15 protein-coding genes and 1 pseudogene are annotated in these 18,778 nt (G+C 43.3%); 7 read left to right on the forward strand and 9 right to left on the reverse strand.

Going from position 1 to position 18,778, the window contains the following annotated elements; translation table 11 throughout:
- The first annotated feature begins 149 nt into the window (after nucleotides 1–149).
- Nucleotides 150–893 carry a copper homeostasis protein CutC gene (locus tag K08M4_RS11985; RefSeq protein WP_086050013.1) on the forward strand — a complete coding sequence of 248 codons (744 nt, stop codon included), beginning with the start codon at nucleotides 150–152 and terminating at the stop codon, nucleotides 891–893.
- 153 nt (nucleotides 894–1,046) lie between these two features.
- Here the strand turns inward: K08M4_RS11985 and K08M4_RS11990 are convergent, their stop codons facing one another.
- Nucleotides 1,047–1,742 (reverse strand): VV20781 family protein, encoded by a 696-nt coding sequence (locus K08M4_RS11990; RefSeq protein WP_086050014.1) that lies wholly within the window; start codon nucleotides 1,740–1,742, stop codon nucleotides 1,047–1,049.
- 383 nt (nucleotides 1,743–2,125) lie between these two features.
- On the opposite strand from K08M4_RS11990, the pseudogene K08M4_RS11995 reads away from it, so the two are divergent.
- Nucleotides 2,126–2,617: pseudogene (locus tag K08M4_RS11995) on the forward strand (hypothetical protein).
- Nucleotides 2,618–2,626: 9 nt separating this feature from the next.
- Here K08M4_RS11995 and phoU read toward each other — a convergent pair.
- The 4 genes from phoU to K08M4_RS12015 form a co-directional block, all read right to left on the reverse strand.
- A complete protein-coding gene (phoU, locus tag K08M4_RS12000; protein ID WP_004735072.1) occupies nucleotides 2,627–3,325 on the reverse strand; it encodes a phosphate signaling complex protein PhoU in 699 nt (232 codons plus the stop codon).
- A gap of 75 nt (nucleotides 3,326–3,400) precedes the next feature.
- Entirely contained in the window at nucleotides 3,401–4,219 is an 819-nt protein-coding gene (gene pstB / locus K08M4_RS12005; protein ID WP_009848269.1) for a phosphate ABC transporter ATP-binding protein PstB, read from the reverse strand.
- Nucleotides 4,220–5,929, reverse strand: coding sequence for a phosphate ABC transporter permease PstA (gene pstA, locus K08M4_RS12010; RefSeq protein WP_086050015.1), 1,710 nt, complete (start codon nucleotides 5,927–5,929; stop codon nucleotides 4,220–4,222).
- A 111-nt stretch (nucleotides 5,930–6,040) separates the two neighbouring features.
- Nucleotides 6,041–8,257, reverse strand: a complete 2,217-nt coding sequence (locus K08M4_RS12015; RefSeq protein WP_086050016.1) for an ABC transporter permease subunit — start codon at nucleotides 8,255–8,257, stop codon at nucleotides 6,041–6,043.
- Nucleotides 8,258–8,457: 200 nt separating this feature from the next.
- Between K08M4_RS12015 and ppk1 the strand changes: the two genes are divergently transcribed.
- Nucleotides 8,458–10,554 (forward strand): polyphosphate kinase 1, encoded by a 2,097-nt coding sequence (gene ppk1 / locus K08M4_RS12020; RefSeq protein ID WP_086050017.1) that lies wholly within the window; start codon nucleotides 8,458–8,460, stop codon nucleotides 10,552–10,554.
- A complete protein-coding gene (gene ppx / locus K08M4_RS12025) occupies nucleotides 10,545–12,056 on the forward strand; it encodes an exopolyphosphatase (RefSeq protein WP_086050018.1) in 1,512 nt (503 codons plus the stop codon). Before ppk1 ends, ppx begins: the two co-directional genes overlap by 10 nt.
- 89 nt (nucleotides 12,057–12,145) lie before the next feature.
- Here ppx and K08M4_RS12030 read toward each other — a convergent pair whose 3' ends face one another.
- The 3 genes from K08M4_RS12030 to phoB are packed head-to-tail and all read right to left on the reverse strand — an operon-like array spanning nucleotide 12,146 to nucleotide 15,141.
- On the reverse strand, nucleotides 12,146–13,123 hold the full coding sequence (locus K08M4_RS12030) for a PstS family phosphate ABC transporter substrate-binding protein (RefSeq protein WP_086050019.1): 978 nt from the start codon (nucleotides 13,121–13,123) through the stop codon (nucleotides 12,146–12,148).
- Entirely contained in the window at nucleotides 13,120–14,418 is a 1,299-nt protein-coding gene (gene phoR / locus K08M4_RS12035; protein ID WP_086050020.1) for a phosphate regulon sensor histidine kinase PhoR, read from the reverse strand. The genes K08M4_RS12030 and phoR overlap by 4 nt, the downstream gene beginning before the upstream one ends.
- Before the next feature lie 33 nt (nucleotides 14,419–14,451).
- Nucleotides 14,452–15,141: a phosphate regulon transcriptional regulator PhoB gene (gene phoB, locus K08M4_RS12040; RefSeq protein ID WP_004735064.1), complete on the reverse strand. Its 690-nt coding sequence runs from the start codon at nucleotides 15,139–15,141 to the stop codon at nucleotides 14,452–14,454.
- 193 nt (nucleotides 15,142–15,334) lie between these two features.
- On the opposite strand from phoB, the gene rdgC reads away from it, so the two are divergent.
- The 3 genes from rdgC to K08M4_RS12055 all read left to right on the forward strand — a co-directional run bounded on the left by rdgC (nucleotide 15,335) and on the right by K08M4_RS12055 (nucleotide 18,160).
- Nucleotides 15,335–16,249 carry a recombination-associated protein RdgC gene (gene rdgC, locus K08M4_RS12045; protein WP_004735063.1) on the forward strand — a complete coding sequence of 305 codons (915 nt, stop codon included), beginning with the start codon at nucleotides 15,335–15,337 and terminating at the stop codon, nucleotides 16,247–16,249.
- Between the two features lie 205 nt (nucleotides 16,250–16,454).
- Nucleotides 16,455–17,873 (forward strand): prephenate-dependent tRNA uridine(34) hydroxylase TrhP, encoded by a 1,419-nt coding sequence (trhP, locus tag K08M4_RS12050; protein WP_017106506.1) that lies wholly within the window; start codon nucleotides 16,455–16,457, stop codon nucleotides 17,871–17,873.
- 32 nt (nucleotides 17,874–17,905) lie between these two features.
- Entirely contained in the window at nucleotides 17,906–18,160 is a 255-nt protein-coding gene (locus K08M4_RS12055) for a YfhL family 4Fe-4S dicluster ferredoxin (protein ID WP_004735061.1), read from the forward strand.
- 40 nt (nucleotides 18,161–18,200) lie between these two features.
- Here the strand turns inward: K08M4_RS12055 and K08M4_RS12060 are convergent, their stop codons facing one another.
- Complete coding sequence (locus K08M4_RS12060; RefSeq protein WP_086050021.1) at nucleotides 18,201–18,509, reverse strand: hypothetical protein; 309 nt, start codon at nucleotides 18,507–18,509, stop codon at nucleotides 18,201–18,203.
- Between the last annotated feature and the right edge of the window lie 269 nt (nucleotides 18,510–18,778).

Raw genomic sequence — 18,778 nt, forward strand, 5'->3', positions numbered from 1 at the left:
CATTCACTTGCCCTAAATCGCCTCTGCACCATTTAATAGAGGCAGTTACATAAACAAACTTTACCCCTATTTTCCTCTGCTACCACCTATTCATATCCTTATCTAGATTGTTATGATTTCGTCCGTATCTTTTTGAACGGATAAATACGATGAACACCGAAATTGAAGTCTGTATCGATAACTTAGAATCTCTATATAACGCACTATCTGGTGGCGCGAATCGAATTGAGCTTTGCTCTTCATTAGCACTTGGCGGGTTAACTCCAAGCTTCGGAATGATGAAGCAAGCGGCAAAAATTTCGTCCGTACCAGTTTATGCCATGATACGACCGAGACAAGGTGACTTCATATTCGATTATGACGATATACTCTGCATGCTGGAAGATATTGAAGCTTGTGCGAGAGCAGGGTTGAATGGCGTCGTTCTGGGTGTACTAACACCTGATGGTGAGATTGATATGTCTGCAATGCAAATTCTCTCAAGCAAGGCTCACCAACTCAAACTTGCAATCACCTTCCACCGTGCAATCGACCAACTTCAGGATTACCGAGTCGCATTAGAGCAGATTATTGAGCTTGGTTGTGAGCGTGTCTTGACGTCTGGACTCGCGAGTAACGCAGGGCAAGGGAAAGACATTCTTAAAGATATGGTATCACTCAGCCAAGGACGATTGGATATCATGGCTGGGGCAGGTGTGACCGCTGACAATGGTCTTGAAATTCTTAAGCATGCCAAGGTTCAGGCTCTGCACCTGTCTGCAAAATCAACAAGGCCAAGTCTAATGACACAAGCATCCCAGGCTCAGATGGGACACGAAGACGTGAACGATTACTTAATCCCGGTCACTAGTAGTCAAAAGATTAAAGAACTGAGAACAGCCCTAGATAAGTAGATAGACTCCCTGAGCCAACTAAACACTGATATTACGCGCCTAGTAAATTCAGTAAATTCAGTAAATTCAGTAAATTCAGTATTTAAAGTCCACGGTGGGTTACAACCCACCGCTTTCCCTGAATAAGTTCAGCTAAAAATGATAGATTGAATCTTACTCTTCAGGACGCCAGCTCAGTGCGCTCGCGATAGTGCCGATAACTAGTGTGTCTTTTTCAGCGTCACTAAGTTCAGGTAACATCTGTAGCGTTATCATTCCATTTGTCTGTGCAGCCGCGACTTCTTGCGAAGCGTGTTTAAAGCTATACCCTAGTGGTTTTTCCACCGACATTAAAAGGTCTTTACTTGAATGGACAGTTTCTACGTCATATTTATTCGCCCCAACTCGGATATAGCCAGCTTCTTTCTTTTCTAAGCTAACACTGATCATCCCAGATTGAGGCTCTAAAACGAACTCTCCTATATTCTCATTGCTTTGAGATACAGAACAGCGGTAAGGTTTATTGCCACCAAAATCAACACCCATATAGTTAACTGAAGTGCCACCGCCAGAACAGACTAAGTTCCACACTTGGCCATTATCGACTCTAGTGATTTCAGCAGCCAGCTCACCCTCTTTAAATGAAACAGTCTCAAACCATGTTGAACCTGATGAATTTCGGCTGTATTTACCTTGGTACATACCTGCAATATCAAACGTCCCTTCTTGTCCTAACCCCCAAAAATCACCATCGGTTTTAACCATGAGTTCTGGCTGCTGATTAACCGCATCTGATTTGTCCATGATGGCAACGCTGCCGCACGCAGTTAACGCGAAAAGAGGAGTCACAACGAAAAGAAACTTCTTCATACTGATATCTACCTAAAAATAAATGTAAGGGAAAAATTCAGTAGAAGAATAAATTAAAGATAAGTAAGAATATAGCGAGCATCAATGAGCTATATCGATACTATCGTTATTTTTCTCATGTGCCTTAAACAAATACATTACAAAACATCAGCTTATGTTTAGACACTTCTATCAAGCTCGTTTTGTAAGGCTACGTAAGACCCAAAGATCACGTGTAATGATCACTCCTGCTGATAAGCAGGCATTATCACAGAGATAACCAATGCGAATTAGCCTGCTCTTTCAAAGCCCATATAATGATCACCGTTAGCCAGTGATTTCACTGGATTCACGCATGGATCGACCTAATGCTAAGGAGGGCGCAAAATTACTTCGGTGGTACCATGAAATTTAAAACACTTCTTTTAGCTTCAGCTTTATTCTCAACCTCTGCACTTTCAAATGGTCTTCACTTATCTCCTGAACTAAAGATTGGTTCTTATCATGGCTTTGGAATGCAAGCAGGTATTACTGATGTGGCGAATCTAGGTGCGGTTTATCTGAGCTATTCTCACCTTTGGTATGACAGCGACCGATACGATGAAAATGTCGATGCGTACCGCGTTGGTATTCAAAATATGTTTGGAAGAAACCAGAACCACGGCTTTCAGGCAGAGATTGGTGTAGCGCGTTATGACGGAACAAAAACGCGCAACGGCGAAATTTAAGAGAAGACAGCACATGGATTAAGTCTTGGTGGAGCCTACGTTTACCAAGCAACATCAGATCTTGGATTGCGTGCTGGTGTTGATATGAATATTTTTGATCACAACAAGACCTTTGTGCCTTACGATACAACGATCAACCTTTACCTTGGTGCAATAATTAGCTTCTAAGGTTAATACCTACTTAAGTGCGTCATCAAGGCTTTGATCGCCTAGGTGACGTACATCTTTACCCTTCACAAAGTAAATAATGTATTCGCAGATATTTTGGCAACGGTCTCCCACTCGCTCAATCGCACGAGCTGACCACATCACCTGTAAAATATTTGGGATGTTCTTAGGATCTTCCATCATATACGTCATTAACTGACGAATGACTGCCTCGTATTCCGCATCCAACTTATCATCAAGTTTGTGAACTTCTGCCGCAGCATCGACATCCATACGAGCAAAAGCATCTAATACTTGGTGAAGCATGGTGATAGCCTGACGACAAAGGGGTTCCAACGAAACATGGAATTTTTGTTCTTTGGTCGAAGGGATCTCTATTGCACCTTGAGCTATTTTAGAAGCAACATCACCAATACGCTCTAGATCGGTAATCGTTTTAATTATCGCCATAATCAATCGCAGATCTTTCGCTGTCGGCTGACGCTTGGCAATGATGCGAGTACACGCCTCATCAATCGACACTTCCATCGCATTCACTTTATGGTCGTCACGAATCACTTTCTTGGCCAGTTCCGCGTCATCTTTATGCAGAGCTTGCATCGCAAAGGACAACTGCTGCTCTACCAATCCACCCATAGTTAATACGTGTGTACGGATAGATTCTAATTCGACATTAAACTGTCCTGAGATGTGGCGACCAAAATGCATGTCAGCTCCTTAAAAGAAATGAATAAAGCCGTTTATTTCAGAGTGACTTAGCTCTAGATGGCACGAACTTAAACGCTAGCCATACCTACCAGTAATGTAGTCTTCCGTTTGATTTTTCAATGGCGAAGTAAATATCGAATCGGTATCTGAGTACTCGATCAATTTTCCCATATGAATAAAGGCAGTATGGTCACTTACACGCGCGGCTTGTTGCATGTTGTGGGTAACAATCACCACTGTGTATTGCGTTTTTAGATCGTTGATCAGCTCTTCAATCGTCAGAGTAGAAATCGGATCGAGTGCCGATGTTGGCTCATCCAATAACAGCACTTCAGGTTCGATGGCAACCGCACGAGCGATAACTAAACGCTGCTGTTGACCACCCGATAAACCAAAAGCGTTCTCATGCAATCGGTCTTTCACTTCATCCCATAGCGCGGCTGCACGCAAAGAGCGCTCAACTGCATCATCAAGATCTCGGCTGTTGCTCACGCCTTGCAGCCTCAATCCATAAACCACATTCTCATAAATGGATTTAGGGAAAGGATTAGGGCGTTGAAACACCATGCCGACACGACGTCGTAAGGTCGCGACATCCACCTTAGGGTGATAGACGTTCTTGCCATGAAGCTTCACTTTTCCGGAAACCTTACAACCTTCAACAAGATCGTTCATGCGATTAATGCAGCGCAGTAGAGTCGACTTACCACACCCTGATGGGCCAATAAACGCGGTCACCTGTCCCTTTGGGATTTGCATTGAAATATCATCAAGTGCTTGGCTCTCTTTATAATAAAGATTCAGCCCTTCAATCGAGATAGCAATTTGCTCATCCTTCAAATTGTGAACATCAAGTGGTGCTTGGTAACCCAAGGTTTCATTAATCGAGAACATCTAATCTTGTCCTAAGGTTCGGTATTTTTCACGCAAGTTATTACGGATATTGATGGCCGTTAAATTCAATCCAACAATCACAGTAACCAGTAAAAATGAAGTCGCATACACTAAAGGTCGTGCCGCTTCGATATTAGAGGTTTGAAACCCAACATCATAGATATGAAAACCTAAATGCATGAACTTTCTGTCTAAATGCAGGTATGGGAACTGACCATCCACAGGCAAGCTTGATGCGAGTTTCACCACACCCACCAGCATTAATGGGGCAACCTCCCCCGCAGCTCTCGCGATTGCCAAAATCAAACCGGTGATAATCGCAGGGCTTGCCATAGGTAAAACAATGCGCCAAAGCGTCTCGAATTGAGTAGCACCAAGCGCTAATGAACCGTGCCTCACGGAGCTAGGGATGCGCGTTAAGCCCTCTTCCGTTGTTACAATAACAACGGGTAATGTTAATACCGCTAAGGTCAGTGCGGACCATAATAGGCCCGGCGTACCAAATGTCGGAGCGGGTAACCGTTCTGCGTAAAACAAAGAATCGATTGAGCCACCGATGGTATACACAAAGAATCCTAAGCCGAATACACCATACACAATCGACGGTACACCCGCTAAGTTAATTACGGCAATACGAATCAAACGTGTTAGCGCGTTGTTTTTTGCGTATTCATGAAGATATATCGCAGCAACCACACCAAGAGGCATCACTATAATCGACATAAGAATAACCAACAGTACCGTGCCAAAAATCGCAGGAAACACACCGCCTTCAGAGTTTGAGTCTCGTGGGTTCTCCGACAAGAACTTCCAAACTTGTTTGCCCCAATGTCCAACCTTTTCAAGATAAGACATATTATTCGGGTACCAATAATCCAAAATATGACTGAGCGAAATTTCAACCTGCTCTCCTGTCATATCTTCTACCAACAAGCTTTCGACATTGAGCTGTGTTCTAAGATGCTCAAGCTTTACTTCGGCTTCAGCCAACTGGCGATTTAATTCCAATTTAGTTTGAGTATAGGTTTTAAGGTATTCATCGCTCACTGACTCATTGAGTTCAAGCTTACGTTTTTCTAAACGCAAATTTTCCAATTGCCAGCTGATATTGCGGATTTCTTGGTTCACAACACGCGACGTTTCTTTACGTAACGTATCAGCGAACGCCAATCCTTGTTCGAGCTTTTGGTCTATGTTCGAATCAAAGGTGCCAGAAGCGGTTTTAAACCCCACAGGCTTACCAAAGAAATAACCACCTCGACTTCGCTCAATCACAGCCCAGTCAGGCGGGGTGGTTGGTTCACGTAAGTTAACATCCAAAATGGAAACAAAGTCCGCTGGATAAATCTCCCTGTTGGCAACTTTGATACTTAAGCGCTGAATTAGCCCTGTCGACAGGTTTTGAGACGACAAGAGGTCGTGTACTTGTGGGACTTGCTCTATCGGGATGTATTTTCGTTCATATAACTGACCAATCAATACATCTTGCTTTACTACAGTTTCATCAAGGCCGACAACTAACGATGCGTGTTTGGAATCCACTTGCCATTGGTACAAAGGAGCAGGCCAAAAATAGGTCAAGCCCTTCCAGCCAATCAACAGCATTAGGCCAAGAACCGAAAGCATACTGATGCTCACCGCCCCGCCCGTAAGCCAGATCCACGGAGATCCCGATTTAATCCAAGATAATAATGACTTCAGTTTATTCATCATGATCGACCTTGCTGTTGACTTGCTGAAACCAATGAACAGCCAAGCTCGCTAGGTGCGCTAACCAAACAACTAAAAGCCATTGAGACACATTGAGGTAGATCTTTAAAACTACAGCGCACGATATTTATCTCTCAGTCTTTGTCTAACCCACTCTGCGACAGAGTTCACCGCGAACGTAAAAATAAACAGTAAGAGTGCAGCTAAGAACAACAAGCGGAAGTGAGAACCACCCACCTCGGATTCTGGTAACTCGACAGCAATCGTTGCCGATAATGTCCTCATCCCTTCCAAAACATTCCAGTCAAGAATTGGGGTGTTACCTGTCGCCATCAAGACAATCATAGTTTCGCCAACCGCTCGTCCTAGCCCCATCATGATTGCAGAAAAGATACCTGGGCTAGCCGTCAATAACACAACATAAATAAGGGTCTGCCAAGCTGTTGCACCTAGCGCTAATGAACCATCAGATAAATGTTTAGGCACAGAGAAAATAGCGTCTTCTGCGATAGTAAAAATAGTTGGGATGACAGCGAAACCCATAGCAAAACCGACCACCAGCGCATTACGTTGGTCAAAGTCGATGCCATAACTAGCCAAGAAAGTACGAATATCACCACCAAACAACAAGGCTTCCATACCATTTTCACCAGTAAAAACGGCCATCACAGTAATCACCAATACAGGGATCAATATCAGAGCATGCCAACCATTAGTAAAACGGCTTGTCACCATCTTTGGCAAACAAAACCAAACAAGCCCAGTCAGTAGCGTGCTCAGTGGTAATAGCACCATTAATGAGAAGACGGCCGTTAAATGCGTTTCAACAATGGGAGCAAACCAAAGCCCAGCTAAGAATCCGATAATCACGGTCGGAAGCGCTTCCATCAGCTCTATCGACGGCTTCACGACTCTTCGCATTCTTGGAGACATAAAGTATGCGGTGTAAATGGCTCCGAGCACAGCAACTGGCACGGCAAACATCATCGCAAACAGAGCGGCTTTGATGGTACCAAACGTGATAGGGACTAAACTGAATTTTTCTTCAAAGTCATCGTTCGCCGACGTTGATTGCCAAACGTATTGTGGCTCAGGGTAACTTTCATACCAGACTTTTTGCCAAAGTGATGAGAATGATATTTGCGGATATTCGTTATCGACTTTAGCAACACTGATGGTGCCATCAATCAGCGTCGCCAGATGCAGTTCATTGGCAGACATAGCGGCTAATTGTGGTGATTTATCAAAGGCTCGTTCAAACAACGACAGCTTTTCACTGGTCGTATAGTGGCTTTGTAATGTGCCATTCTTATAGAAGCTATAAAAACCCTTTCTATAAGTATCGGGCAAAATAAATTGCACTTGTTCAGCAAGCTGGAAGTCGCGAATATGGGTCAGGCTGCGCTTTTCATCTTTGAGCACATCGAACCACTGAGAAACCTGTCCGTCCTCATGCGTAACCAACAGCGAATAGGCCCCAGACAGTAAATCGATACTTTTCACCGAGTGCTTCGCATCATTTAAGCTAAGATCAATCACTTCACGAACATCAAAGCCGTTATCTGATAGTTTCAAAACAACCAAATCTGATTGCGCTCTGAGATATAAGGTTTGACCATCGGGTGTGACTAACAACTGTTGCTGCAAACCCAACTTATCCGAAAGCCATTGGCTCTTCTTAAAAACATACTGACCCGTAACATCACTCTGGTACCACTTCACCAAAACTCGTTGGTCACTTAGTTGAGCGGCCACCGTGATACCACGCTTACTCTTAGAGAACGCGAACTTGTCGATTGTCACCTCGTTTGACGAACCATCACTTAAAAATGGTTCAGGGAGATCGATTTGCTTAATTTTAGGTTCGGCTTCACTGCCCTTTTGCAGCACAGGCGCACTATACTCAGGATAGAAAAAAGTAAGGTTGCTTGCGCTATCGGCAAAGGCAAACCAGTTTTCAGATGGGGCATTTCGAGAAAAAGCGATGGGGTTAGCTAAAACATTACGCTCAAAGTAAGAATGTGTATTTTGAGACTCTAAATCCCAAAACTGCACCAAGCCAGATTTTTCGATAGTAAATGCATGCTGACCGTATTCATCAACAGATAAGGCGATAGGCTTTTCTACAGCAACGGTCTTTACGGCTTGGTCTGTCTCTAAACCAGTATCAGAAAACACCGGTAAAATGACCATCGCCAAGTAAACAAAGATCAATACCAGAGCAGCTAGAACACTGACGGCACCACATGTCACTGAAAAACGGACGAGACGATCTTTCAACCATCTTTTTTTGTCACGCTCTTTCAATGAAAATTGGGCTGAAGCCATCTGTTTATCTACCTTTTTTTAGCTACTGACATAATATGTACGTTAGATGACAATTATATTACAAGTTACGTTAAACAACTGAAACTAATAACAAGTTTGTTGACCATATTTCTTAAAGTAAGATCATAGATTTTGTGAATTTTGTCATTCTAAATTAAAGTAATCAGCTCTATAGACAGCACTCAAGGATTATCATCTCGATGGAAAAAGACTATGTCACAAAAGAACTTAGCTGGTTATCCTTCAACGAAAGAGTGCTCCAAGAAGCAGCCGACAAGTCAGTTCCCTTAATCGAAAGAGTTCGTTTTTTAGGTATTTACTCAAAAAACCTCGATGAGTTTTACAAGGTCCGATTTGCTGACGTGAAACGAAAGATCTTACTTCAAGATCCTCAATTACCTGCCAACTCGCAGAAAACCCTACTCACTCAAATGCAGAGTAAAGCAAGTAAGCTCGATGCTCGATTCCATGAACTATATAGCGACCTATTATTGGAACTGGCACGCAATCGTATTTTTCTGGTCAACGAACAACAAATCAGCGAAGAACAGAGTGAGTGGATCAAAAAGTACTTTAAGAAAAAAGTGCTGCCACATTTAACTCCGTTTCTCTTGAACGAAGATAGCCAGTTACTCAATATTATCAAAGATGAACAAAGCTACTTGGCGATCGACATTGAGCAAGAGACATCTTCTCAATATGTCTTACTCCAAATCCCATCTGAAGCTCTCCCTCGATTTGTTAAGTTACCAGACACTTCTGGTTCACAGCGTACAACTTTGATCTTGTTAGATAATATAGTTCGATTTTGTTTAGATGACTTGCTTAAAGGATTCTTTGAGTATGACTCATTACGTTGCTTTGCGATAAAAATGACGCGTGATGCCGATTATGATCTTCAAGAGAACAATGAAAGTAACCTATTAGAATCGATGTCTTTAGGTTTAGAACAGCGCTTAACGGCACTACCGATACGCCTTATCTATGAGTCAGAAATGCCAGCTGAAATGCTCAACTTCTTACAAGTCAGACTTAAACTATCTGACTATGACAGTATCATTGCGGGTGGACGCTATCATAACTTCAAACATTTCTCTGAGTTCCCAAGCCTTAACCGACGTGATTTAGTTAATCGCCCGTTACCCGCGATTAAGTGCGCGCATTTTAGCCACCATCCAAACTATTTTGAAGCGATCAAAGCTCGTGACATCTTGTTGCATTACCCTTATCACACCTTTAATCACATCACCGAGCTCGTGAGACAGGCTTCCTTTGACCCGAAAGTAACCTCCATAAAAATAAACGTTTACCGTGTTGCAGAAGGCTCAAAACTCCTTAGCTCAATCATTGATGCGGCACACAATGGAAAAAAGGTCACAGTGGTTGTCGAGCTGCAAGCTCGCTTTGATGAACAAGCCAATATTCAGTGGACCAAGAAACTTCAAGAAGCCAGTATAAAAGTCATCCATGGCATCCCAAGTTTGAAAGTCCACTCCAAACTGCTGCTCATTAAACGGAAAGAAGGCAAGCATACGGCGCATTACGCCCATATTGGCACCGGTAACTTTCATGAAGTAACAGCGCGCGTGTATACCGATTTTTCTCTGCTCACTGCGAATGAAGATTTGACCCAAGAGGTGAGACAAGTCTTTAAATATATTGAAAACCCTTATCAAAAATCACAGTTCAAACAACTGATTGTGTCACCAAAAAACACAAGAAAACGCCTGTATCAACTGATAGATAATGAAATACAAAACGCGATGGAGAGCAAGCCTGCAAGCATCACTCTCAAACTCAACAATTTGGTCGACCGAGAGATCATAGAGAAGCTCTATCAAGCCAGCCAAGCCAATGTAAAAGTGAGAATGGTCATTCGTGGTATGTGCTCTCTTGTCCCTGGCATACCCAACATCAGTGAGCAGATTGAGATTGTTAGTGTGGTCGATCGTTTTCTCGAACACCCAAGAGTGATGATCTTTGGTAACGCTGGAAATCCAAAAGTCTATATCTCCTCTGCCGACTGGATGACACGAAACTTTGATCACCGCATCGAAGTTGCAGCCCCAATTTTAGATCCAAAGATCAAGCAAACCATTATCGATATCACCGAGTTTCATTTCGATGACAGCAACAAAGCTCGAGTGTTAGAACAATCGATGAGCAACCCTTACATACAAGCTACAACAAACCCACTTGATTACCCGACGTCACAACTCTCCACTTACCACTATATTAAACGTATGGAGAAACTTGCTCGCAAGAAGTACAAACACGAGAAGAAATCATGCCGCTAATTGATAACAAACATTCTCGATGTATTGCCGCTATCGACTTGGGTTCGAACAGCTTCCATATGGTGGTTGCTCGAGTATTCGATCAACACCTGCAATTAGTCAGCAGACACAAACAGAAAGTGAGATTAGGCGATGGATTAGATGAACATAACTTCCTATCCGAAAGCGCTATCGAGCGAGGGTTAGAGTGCCTTAAAGTATTCGCAGAGCGACTAGCGGATTTTGAACTTGATGATGTCAGAGTCGTCGCGACTCATACTCTAAGAAAGGCTAAAAACGCTCAAGACTTCTTAGAGCAAGCCAAACCACTGTTTCCTTTTCCAATAGAGATCATTTCAGGTCAAGAAGAAGCTCGAATAATCTATAACGGTGTAGAACACACTCAAACCGCTTCTGAATCTAAATTGGTTATTGATATCGGTGGAGGGAGTACGGAACTCGTCGCAGGGCAAGGCTTTACCCCTCTAATTATGCGCAGTTTACCCATGGGATGCGTCAGCTTCACTCAACGTTTCTTTGCTGACGGAGAGCTAACCTCACAACACTTCTCAGATGCTTATACCGCAGCTACTCGTCTATTGATGCCATTGATTGAAGAATACACAAAGGCCCCTTGGGAAATCGCCTTTGGCTCATCAGGGACGGCTAAATCAATAAAAGAGGTACTCATTGGCTTAGGGTTTACCGATGGTCTCATTACGCCACAACGTCTGTCCTATTTGAAAAATCATTTATGTGAGTTTTCATCATCCAAAACCTTAGACCTTTCAGGTTTAAGTGATGAGAGAAAGCCAGTATTTGCTGCTGGCGTCATCATTCTTTCAGCAGCCATGGATACGCTAGACATAAAGGAGTTACATTTTTCTGATGGCGCCCTGAGAGAAGGCGTTCTTTATGACATGGAGGATAGATTTAAAGATATTGATGTTCGAACCAGAACCGCCGAAACGCTCGTATCTCGATACCATGTTGACGTAGCTCATGGCCAGAAAGTCAAAGAACTCGCCCTTGCATTACTGAAACAAGTGCAGCCTCAAGTAACGACTATGGTCACTAATGAGCTGTATGATCTAGTTGGTTGGGCTGCACTACTTCATGAGGTAGGACAAAGCATCGCATTCCAAGGCTATCACCGCCATTCGGCTTATCTGCTTAAGCACACGACGATGCCCGGTTTCAATACTGAACAACAACGTTTAATCTCAACATTAGTTCGCTATCAAAGAAAAGCGATTAAGCTTAGTGACTTACCAGATCTTACGCTATTCAATGCAGGGCAGGTAGCGTTGTTAATTCGAATACTGAGGATTGCAATCCTGCTCAATCGACAGCGAAGCCAATCGCCAATAACGAATGTAAAATTAACCATTAAGCAAAATGAGAATTGGTACTTAGAAGGAGACGCAATCGACTGGTTAGCAGAAAACCAACTGCTTGCCTATGAACTCAAAGATGAACAACAACGTTGGCAAGACGCTGGATGGTCGTTGAAACTTGAATGATGCGCCGACAAAATAAAAACAGCCAGCGGCTAGCAAGTTGTTCATGCGTTAGGTTTATACGTTAAGTTTCTACGTTCATTGTACCTCAATCAGAGTCCAATCTTTGCCAACTCTTGCTCTGCGAACTCTGACGGTATCGCTAAATAACCATCTTTCTCTACCAGTTCTTGCCCTTGCTTTGAGAACACAAAAGTCAGGAACTCTCTCTCAACAGGAGAAAGCGGTTTATCCGGATGCTTATTCACATACACATAAAGAAAGCGTGATAGAGGGTAATCACCGCTCAAGATATTCGTTCGAGTCGGCTCTACATAATCTGAACCATGCTCGGTAATAGGAATTAACTTAACGCCAGCCACTCGATAGCCGATACCCGAATAGCCAATACCGCTGATTGATGAAGCGACCGACTGTACAACCGATGCAGAACCTGGCTGCTCATTGACTCGGTTCTTAAAATCGCCGCCGCACAGTGCGTTTTGCTTGAAATAGCCGTAGGTTCCCGAGACGGAATTACGACCAAACAGTTGGAATCGATGTTTTGCCCACGGTTGGTCAATGCCCAAATCTTGCCAATTATTTAGCGGCTTAGTCGCGCCGCAACGCAATGTCTCTGAGAATATACTGTCAATCTGGTGAAAGTTGAGCCCCTCAATAGGGTTATCACGATGCACAAAAAGTCCAATCGCATCGATAGCAACCCTCAGTGCTGTCGGCTTATAGCCATGCTCTCTTTCAAACGCTTCGACTTCTCGTAGGCGCATTGGACGACTCATTGGTCCAAGGTGAGCAGTGCCTTCTGTTAAAGCAGGAGGGGCAGTAGAAGAACCGGATGCTTGAACTTGAGCGTTAACGTTCGGGTAGTAAGATTTAAACTCCTCCACCCATAACGTCGTCATTCCCGCTAAGGTATCCGAACCTACCGATAATAAGCTCCCAGAAATACCCGGAACCTTAGAATAATCAGGAAGATAATCGACACCCTGTTCGGCATGAACAGAGTTAGCCAAAGCAAACGCTAAGAATAAGCTGACTGGCAAACGCATCCCGAGTGTTAAACAACTCATGACACTGTCAATCGGCTAGGCAGTGTGAAATGGAATCGACTACCGACACCCACTTCACTTTGAATTTCTAAATGTGAGTCATGGTGACTCAACGCGTGTTTCACTATCGCTAATCCAAGACCACTACCACCCGTATCGCGTGAGCGTGCTTTATCTACACGATAAAAACGTTCTGTGAGTCGATGTAAATGTTGAGGTTCAATACCGTCTCCGGTGTCTGACACATCCAGACACGCGCCTTGACTAGTCTGATACCAACGCACCTTAACCGTCGCGCCCGGTGGTGTGTATTTGACTGCGTTATACACCAGATTCGATATCGCACTTCTCAGCTGATCTTCATCAGCTAAAACTCGTAGGCTTTTATCAATATCAAATTCAAGCTTATGTTCTCGATCACCACTTAAGCTTGCGGCTTCTTTTTCAAGAACCTCAAGCATAGCCGGAACATTCACCACTTCATCGAGCTCATGCATCGGTGCAGCTTCTATTTTTGAAAGTGTTAAAAGCTGGTTCACTAGGCTGTTCATGCGATTCAACTGCTCGGTCATCACACCATGAGCCTTAGGCCACATAGGCCCAACGACCATGTCTGGATCTTCCGTCATTTCAAGATAGCCCTGAAGCACGGTCATTGGAGTGCGTAGCTCGTGAGAAACGTTAGCGAAAAAGTTACGACGCATGCCTTCTAGCTGTTTTAGCTGAGTAACATCACGTACTACCATGAGGTGTTCGCCCTCGGTATACGGCACGATACGAAGCTCGAGCATGCGCTCCACATTAAGTGGCGACGGCATCTCTAACGGCTCTGAGAAATCTTGTTTATTAAGGTACTTGATGAAGTCCGGCGTGCGGATCAAGTTGGAGATAGGTTGCCCAGAATCGTCTGGCCAGCGAAAGCCCAATAAATATTGAGCAAGCTTGTTACACCAAACGATGTTTCCTTCACCACGAAACACCACAACAGCATCGGGTAAGGATTCAGCACCATTCCTGAAACGGCGGATAAGGTTGGTCAATTCTTTGCGCTTACGACGCTGTCTCTGCTGCATACGATAGATACCGTTAAACAGAGACTCCCAGTTTCCAGAACCTGAAGGGGGTGTTAACCGCTTTTCATCCCATAACCAAGCGGACAAACGCATTTGATAGTGTAGATGCCATGCTAACTGTAATACTGTTGCAGCCAGCAATAACCAAGGTAAATAACCGAATATCCATCCGACTATAATCCAAGGTGCGTAAAAAAAAGCCAGCTCCCAAGCCAGCTTTTTCCAGGTTAACTTTTCAACCATTCAGGACTCCGTAAACTGGGTAGCGAAGCCACATTAAGCCTTTGTAGAAAAACGGTAGCCCGCGCCGCGAACCGTTTGGATTAGCTTATCGTGACCTGCAGATTCAAGTGCTTTACGCAGGCGTCGAATATGTACATCAACAGTGCGATCTTCAACGTAAACGTTGGTACCCCAAACGTTATTTAGCAGTTGCTCTCGGCTGTATACTCGCTCTTGGTGAGTCATAAAGAAATGCAGCATTTTGAACTCTGTTGGTCCCATATCAACTGGACCTTCGCTTGCTGTAACACGATGAGATACTGGGTCTAGCTTAAGGCCTTGTACATCAATCACATCTTCTAGTGCAGTAGGCGTTACACGGCGGATAACCGCTTTCAGGCGAGCCACTAGCTCTTTTGGTGAAAATGGCTTGGTGATGTAATCATCAGCGCCCACTTCTAAACCACGCACCTTATCTTCTTCTTCGCCACGAGCCGTCAGCATCACCACTGGGATGTTGCGAGTTAACTCTTCACGCTTCATGTGCTTGATAAAGTTTATCCCGCTACCTCCAGGTAGCATCCAATCTAGTAATACTAGATCTGGGAAAGGTTCACATAGCTTGTTTACCGCTGTATCGTAATCTTCAGCCTCTACTGCTTGGTAGCCTTTTTGTTCAAGGACAAAACACAGCATCTCACGAATAGGTGCTTCATCTTCAACGACCAGAATCCTTCTCGACATAATTGAATAGCCTTAGTATTTAATCAACGCATTGCATTATCTGGTTTAATTATGACACTTTTGTGACCTTTGAAAACAAATTTTCATATAACTGTCTCAAACATTTCACTTTTAATTTTTATTGCAGGTATAAGACAAATGGATCGAAATCTCCTATGATGAGCGTCTTCAGATAAAGGTATGAGAAATATTTATGTGGTTTAAGAATTGCCTCGTCTATCGCTTTAATCGTGATATAGACTTCAACGCAGATCAGCTAGAGAAACAACTTGAAGAGTTCCGTTTTACCCCTTGTGGTAGCCAAGACAAACAGAAGTTTGGTTGGGTAAATGCGATGGGTAGACACGGCGATATGATGACGCACGTATCAGAAAACCGCATTCTCATCTGTGCAAAGAAAGAAGAGAAAATGCTACCAGCTTCTGTGATCAAAGATTCATTGAATGCAAAAGTAGAAACGCTTGAAGCAGAGTCTGGTACTCCTCTGAAAAAGAAAGAGAAAGACAGCCTAAAAGAAGACATCATCATCGATCTTCTTCCTCGTGCTTTCAGCCGCAGTAACTTCACTTACGCACTGATCATGCCGAAAGAAGGCTTTATTGTTGTTGATGCTAGCAGCTACAAAAAAGCAGAAGACGTACTAGCATTACTACGTAAAACTATGGGTAGCCTGCCAGTTGTGCCAGCAATTCCAGAGCAAGCAATTGAAACGACTCTGACAGAGTGGGTGAAATCAGGTGATACGCCTCAAGGTATCACTATGCTTGATGAAGCAGAGCTAAAGTCTATTCAAGAAGACGGCGGTATTGTTCGAGTTAAGAAACAAGAATTAGAAGCTGATGAGATTAAAAACCACATCGAAGCCAACAAAGTTGTGACTAAACTTCTGATCAACTGGCAAGATCGCATTGAGTTCATTCTTGCAGAAGATGGCAGCATCAAACGCCTTAAATTCAGTGATGAACTAAAAGACGAAAACGACGACATTCCTCGCGAAGATCAAGCTGCTCGTTTTGATGCAGACTTCTCTCTACTTTGTGGTGAGTTCAGTGTTTTCCTACCAAACCTATTTGAATCATTAGGTGGGTTAACTCAACCTAACGCTTAATTGTTCCGATTTAGAGCTCAGGTGTCGACGATATCTGAGCTTGTTTTCTTCTCCACCCCGCTTATCAACACCTAACAACACTCTTCGCAATACCATTGTTATCTTTAGGGCTATCAACCAAACTCATTTTAGCGTAAAATTTGCGCCCCTTTGATATCACTTGGTGGTATCAACCTGACTTGAGATCAGATTAGAGAACGAAGCAATGACTACACAAAAACCATTTGTACCTGAACTATTATCACCGGCAGGAAGCCTTAAAAACATGCGTTACGCATTCGCCTACGGCGCAGATGCAGTTTACGCTGGCCAGCCACGTTACAGCCTTCGTGTTCGTAACAACGAGTTCAATCACGAAAACCTACAAATCGGTATCGATGAAGCTCATGCTCAAGGCAAAAAGTTATATGTTGTATGTAACATTCAGCCACACAACTCTAAACTAAAAACATTCATTCGCGACCTTAAGCCAGTTGTTGAGATGGGCCCTGACGCTCTTATCATGTCAGACCCTGGTCTTATCATGATGGTACGTGAATCGTTCCCTGAAATGCCGATCCACCTTTCTGTTCAAGCCAATGCTGTAAACTGGGCGACTGTAAAATTCTGGTCTACTCAAGGCGTTGAGCGTGTGATCCTATCTCGTGAGCTATCACTTGAAGAGATTGAAGAGATTCGCGAACACTGCCCAGAAACAGAGCTAGAGATCTTTGTTCACGGTGCTCTATGCATGGCTTACTCAGGTCGTTGCCTACTTTCTGGTTACATGAACAAACGCGATCCGAACCAAGGTACTTGTACTAACGCTTGTCGCTGGGAATACAAAACCGAAGCCGCGAAAGAAGACGAAAACGGTCAGATCGTGGAAGCAAACCCAACAGGTGTTGCTATTCAAGAAGTAGAAACTCAAGGTATTGAAGTTCAAGACGAGCGCCCAGACAACACTCTAGGCCTTGGTAAGCCAACGGATGAAGTCGTTTTACTTTCTGAATCACACAAACCAGAAGAGAAAATGGCAGCGTTTGAAGATGAGCATGGTACCTACATCATGAACTCAAAAGATCTTCGCGCGATCCAACACGTTGAGCGCCTAACGAAGATGGGTGTTCACTCATTGAAGATTGAAGGTCGTACTAAGTCTTTCTACTACTGTGCACGTACTGCTCAGGTTTACCGTAAAGCTATCGATGACGCTGTCGCTGGCAAACCATTTGATGAAAGCCTTATGGGTACGCTAGAGAGCCTAGCTCACCGTGGCTACACTGAAGGTTTCTTACGTCGTCATACTCATGATACATACCAAAACTACGAATACGGTTACTCAATCTCAGATACTCAACAATTCGTAGGCGAATTCACTGGCAACCGCCGTGGTGACTTAGCGGAAGTCGAAGTGAAGAACAAGTTCCTAGTTGGCGATAGCTTAGAGATGATGACACCAAAAGGTAACATCGTTTTCAAATTAGAAGTGATGGAGAACCGTAAGTCTCAGCCAGTAGAAGACGCAAAAGGTAACGGTCACTTTGTATTCATTCCAGTACCTGCTGATCTTGACCTAGAATTTGGCTTGTTGATGAGAAACTTGAGCGCAGGCCAAGATACACGTAACGCTTCAGGTAAGTAACTTTACTTAGAAACTCTACTGAGAAGATAGCAATGGCTCTGTTAATAACTGACAAGTGCATAAACTGCGATATGTGTGACCCAGAATGCCCAAATGGCGCAATCACTATGGGTGACAGTATCTTCGAAATCGATCCTGATTTATGTACTGAGTGTAAAGGTCACTATGAGAAGCCAACATGTCAGTCAGTGTGCCCTATTACAAAGTGCATAATCACTGACCCTAACCATATTGAAACTGACGACGAACTACTAGAGAAGTTTGTCATCATTCAAGGCTTGACCTAAAAGAGAAAAGGTTCAACTTACTGTAAGTTGAACCTTTTTTTTAACCAGATTTTCCGATCGGATAAATATTGCAGAAAAGTTCTTTTTCAAATTGATATTCGAGTCGTTCTCGCCAATTTATTGCTTGAGAAATAGGAACAAGATAAAAATTTTCCCTACTGGTATCTGTCACAAATGCCATTCCATATTGCATCAATTCATAGTGAACATCATTAACAAAACTAGGGTCTAGACGTTGTCTACCTGTAAGATGGTTAATGTCATCTCTTGAGATAGAGATTCCTGAATTTTCTGCGTTGAACCTATGTCTTAACCATTCTGAAAATTCCTTCGCACAAATCATAGTCATAGTTTTATCCTTGAATTATCTGTCGACGGGTATCAGACTCTGATTTTACATACTGAACATAAGCCGCATCTTTCACCCCAAAAACACTCCATTCCTAACCAAGCCTTGTCAAATTTGCCATTGCTATTGCTACAGTCGTAATTAGTTTTGTTAATATCAAACGATGTTCTTAACCACGTGTTTATAAACTCTAGACAAAAGTGTGACATTTCTCCAGTTTTTGAGACGATAAAAGCAGTGGCATTACCACTTTAAAACGCCTCGATAAA

This window comes from Vibrio syngnathi (assembly GCF_002119525.1).
Classification (GTDB): domain Bacteria; phylum Pseudomonadota; class Gammaproteobacteria; order Enterobacterales; family Vibrionaceae; genus Vibrio; species Vibrio syngnathi.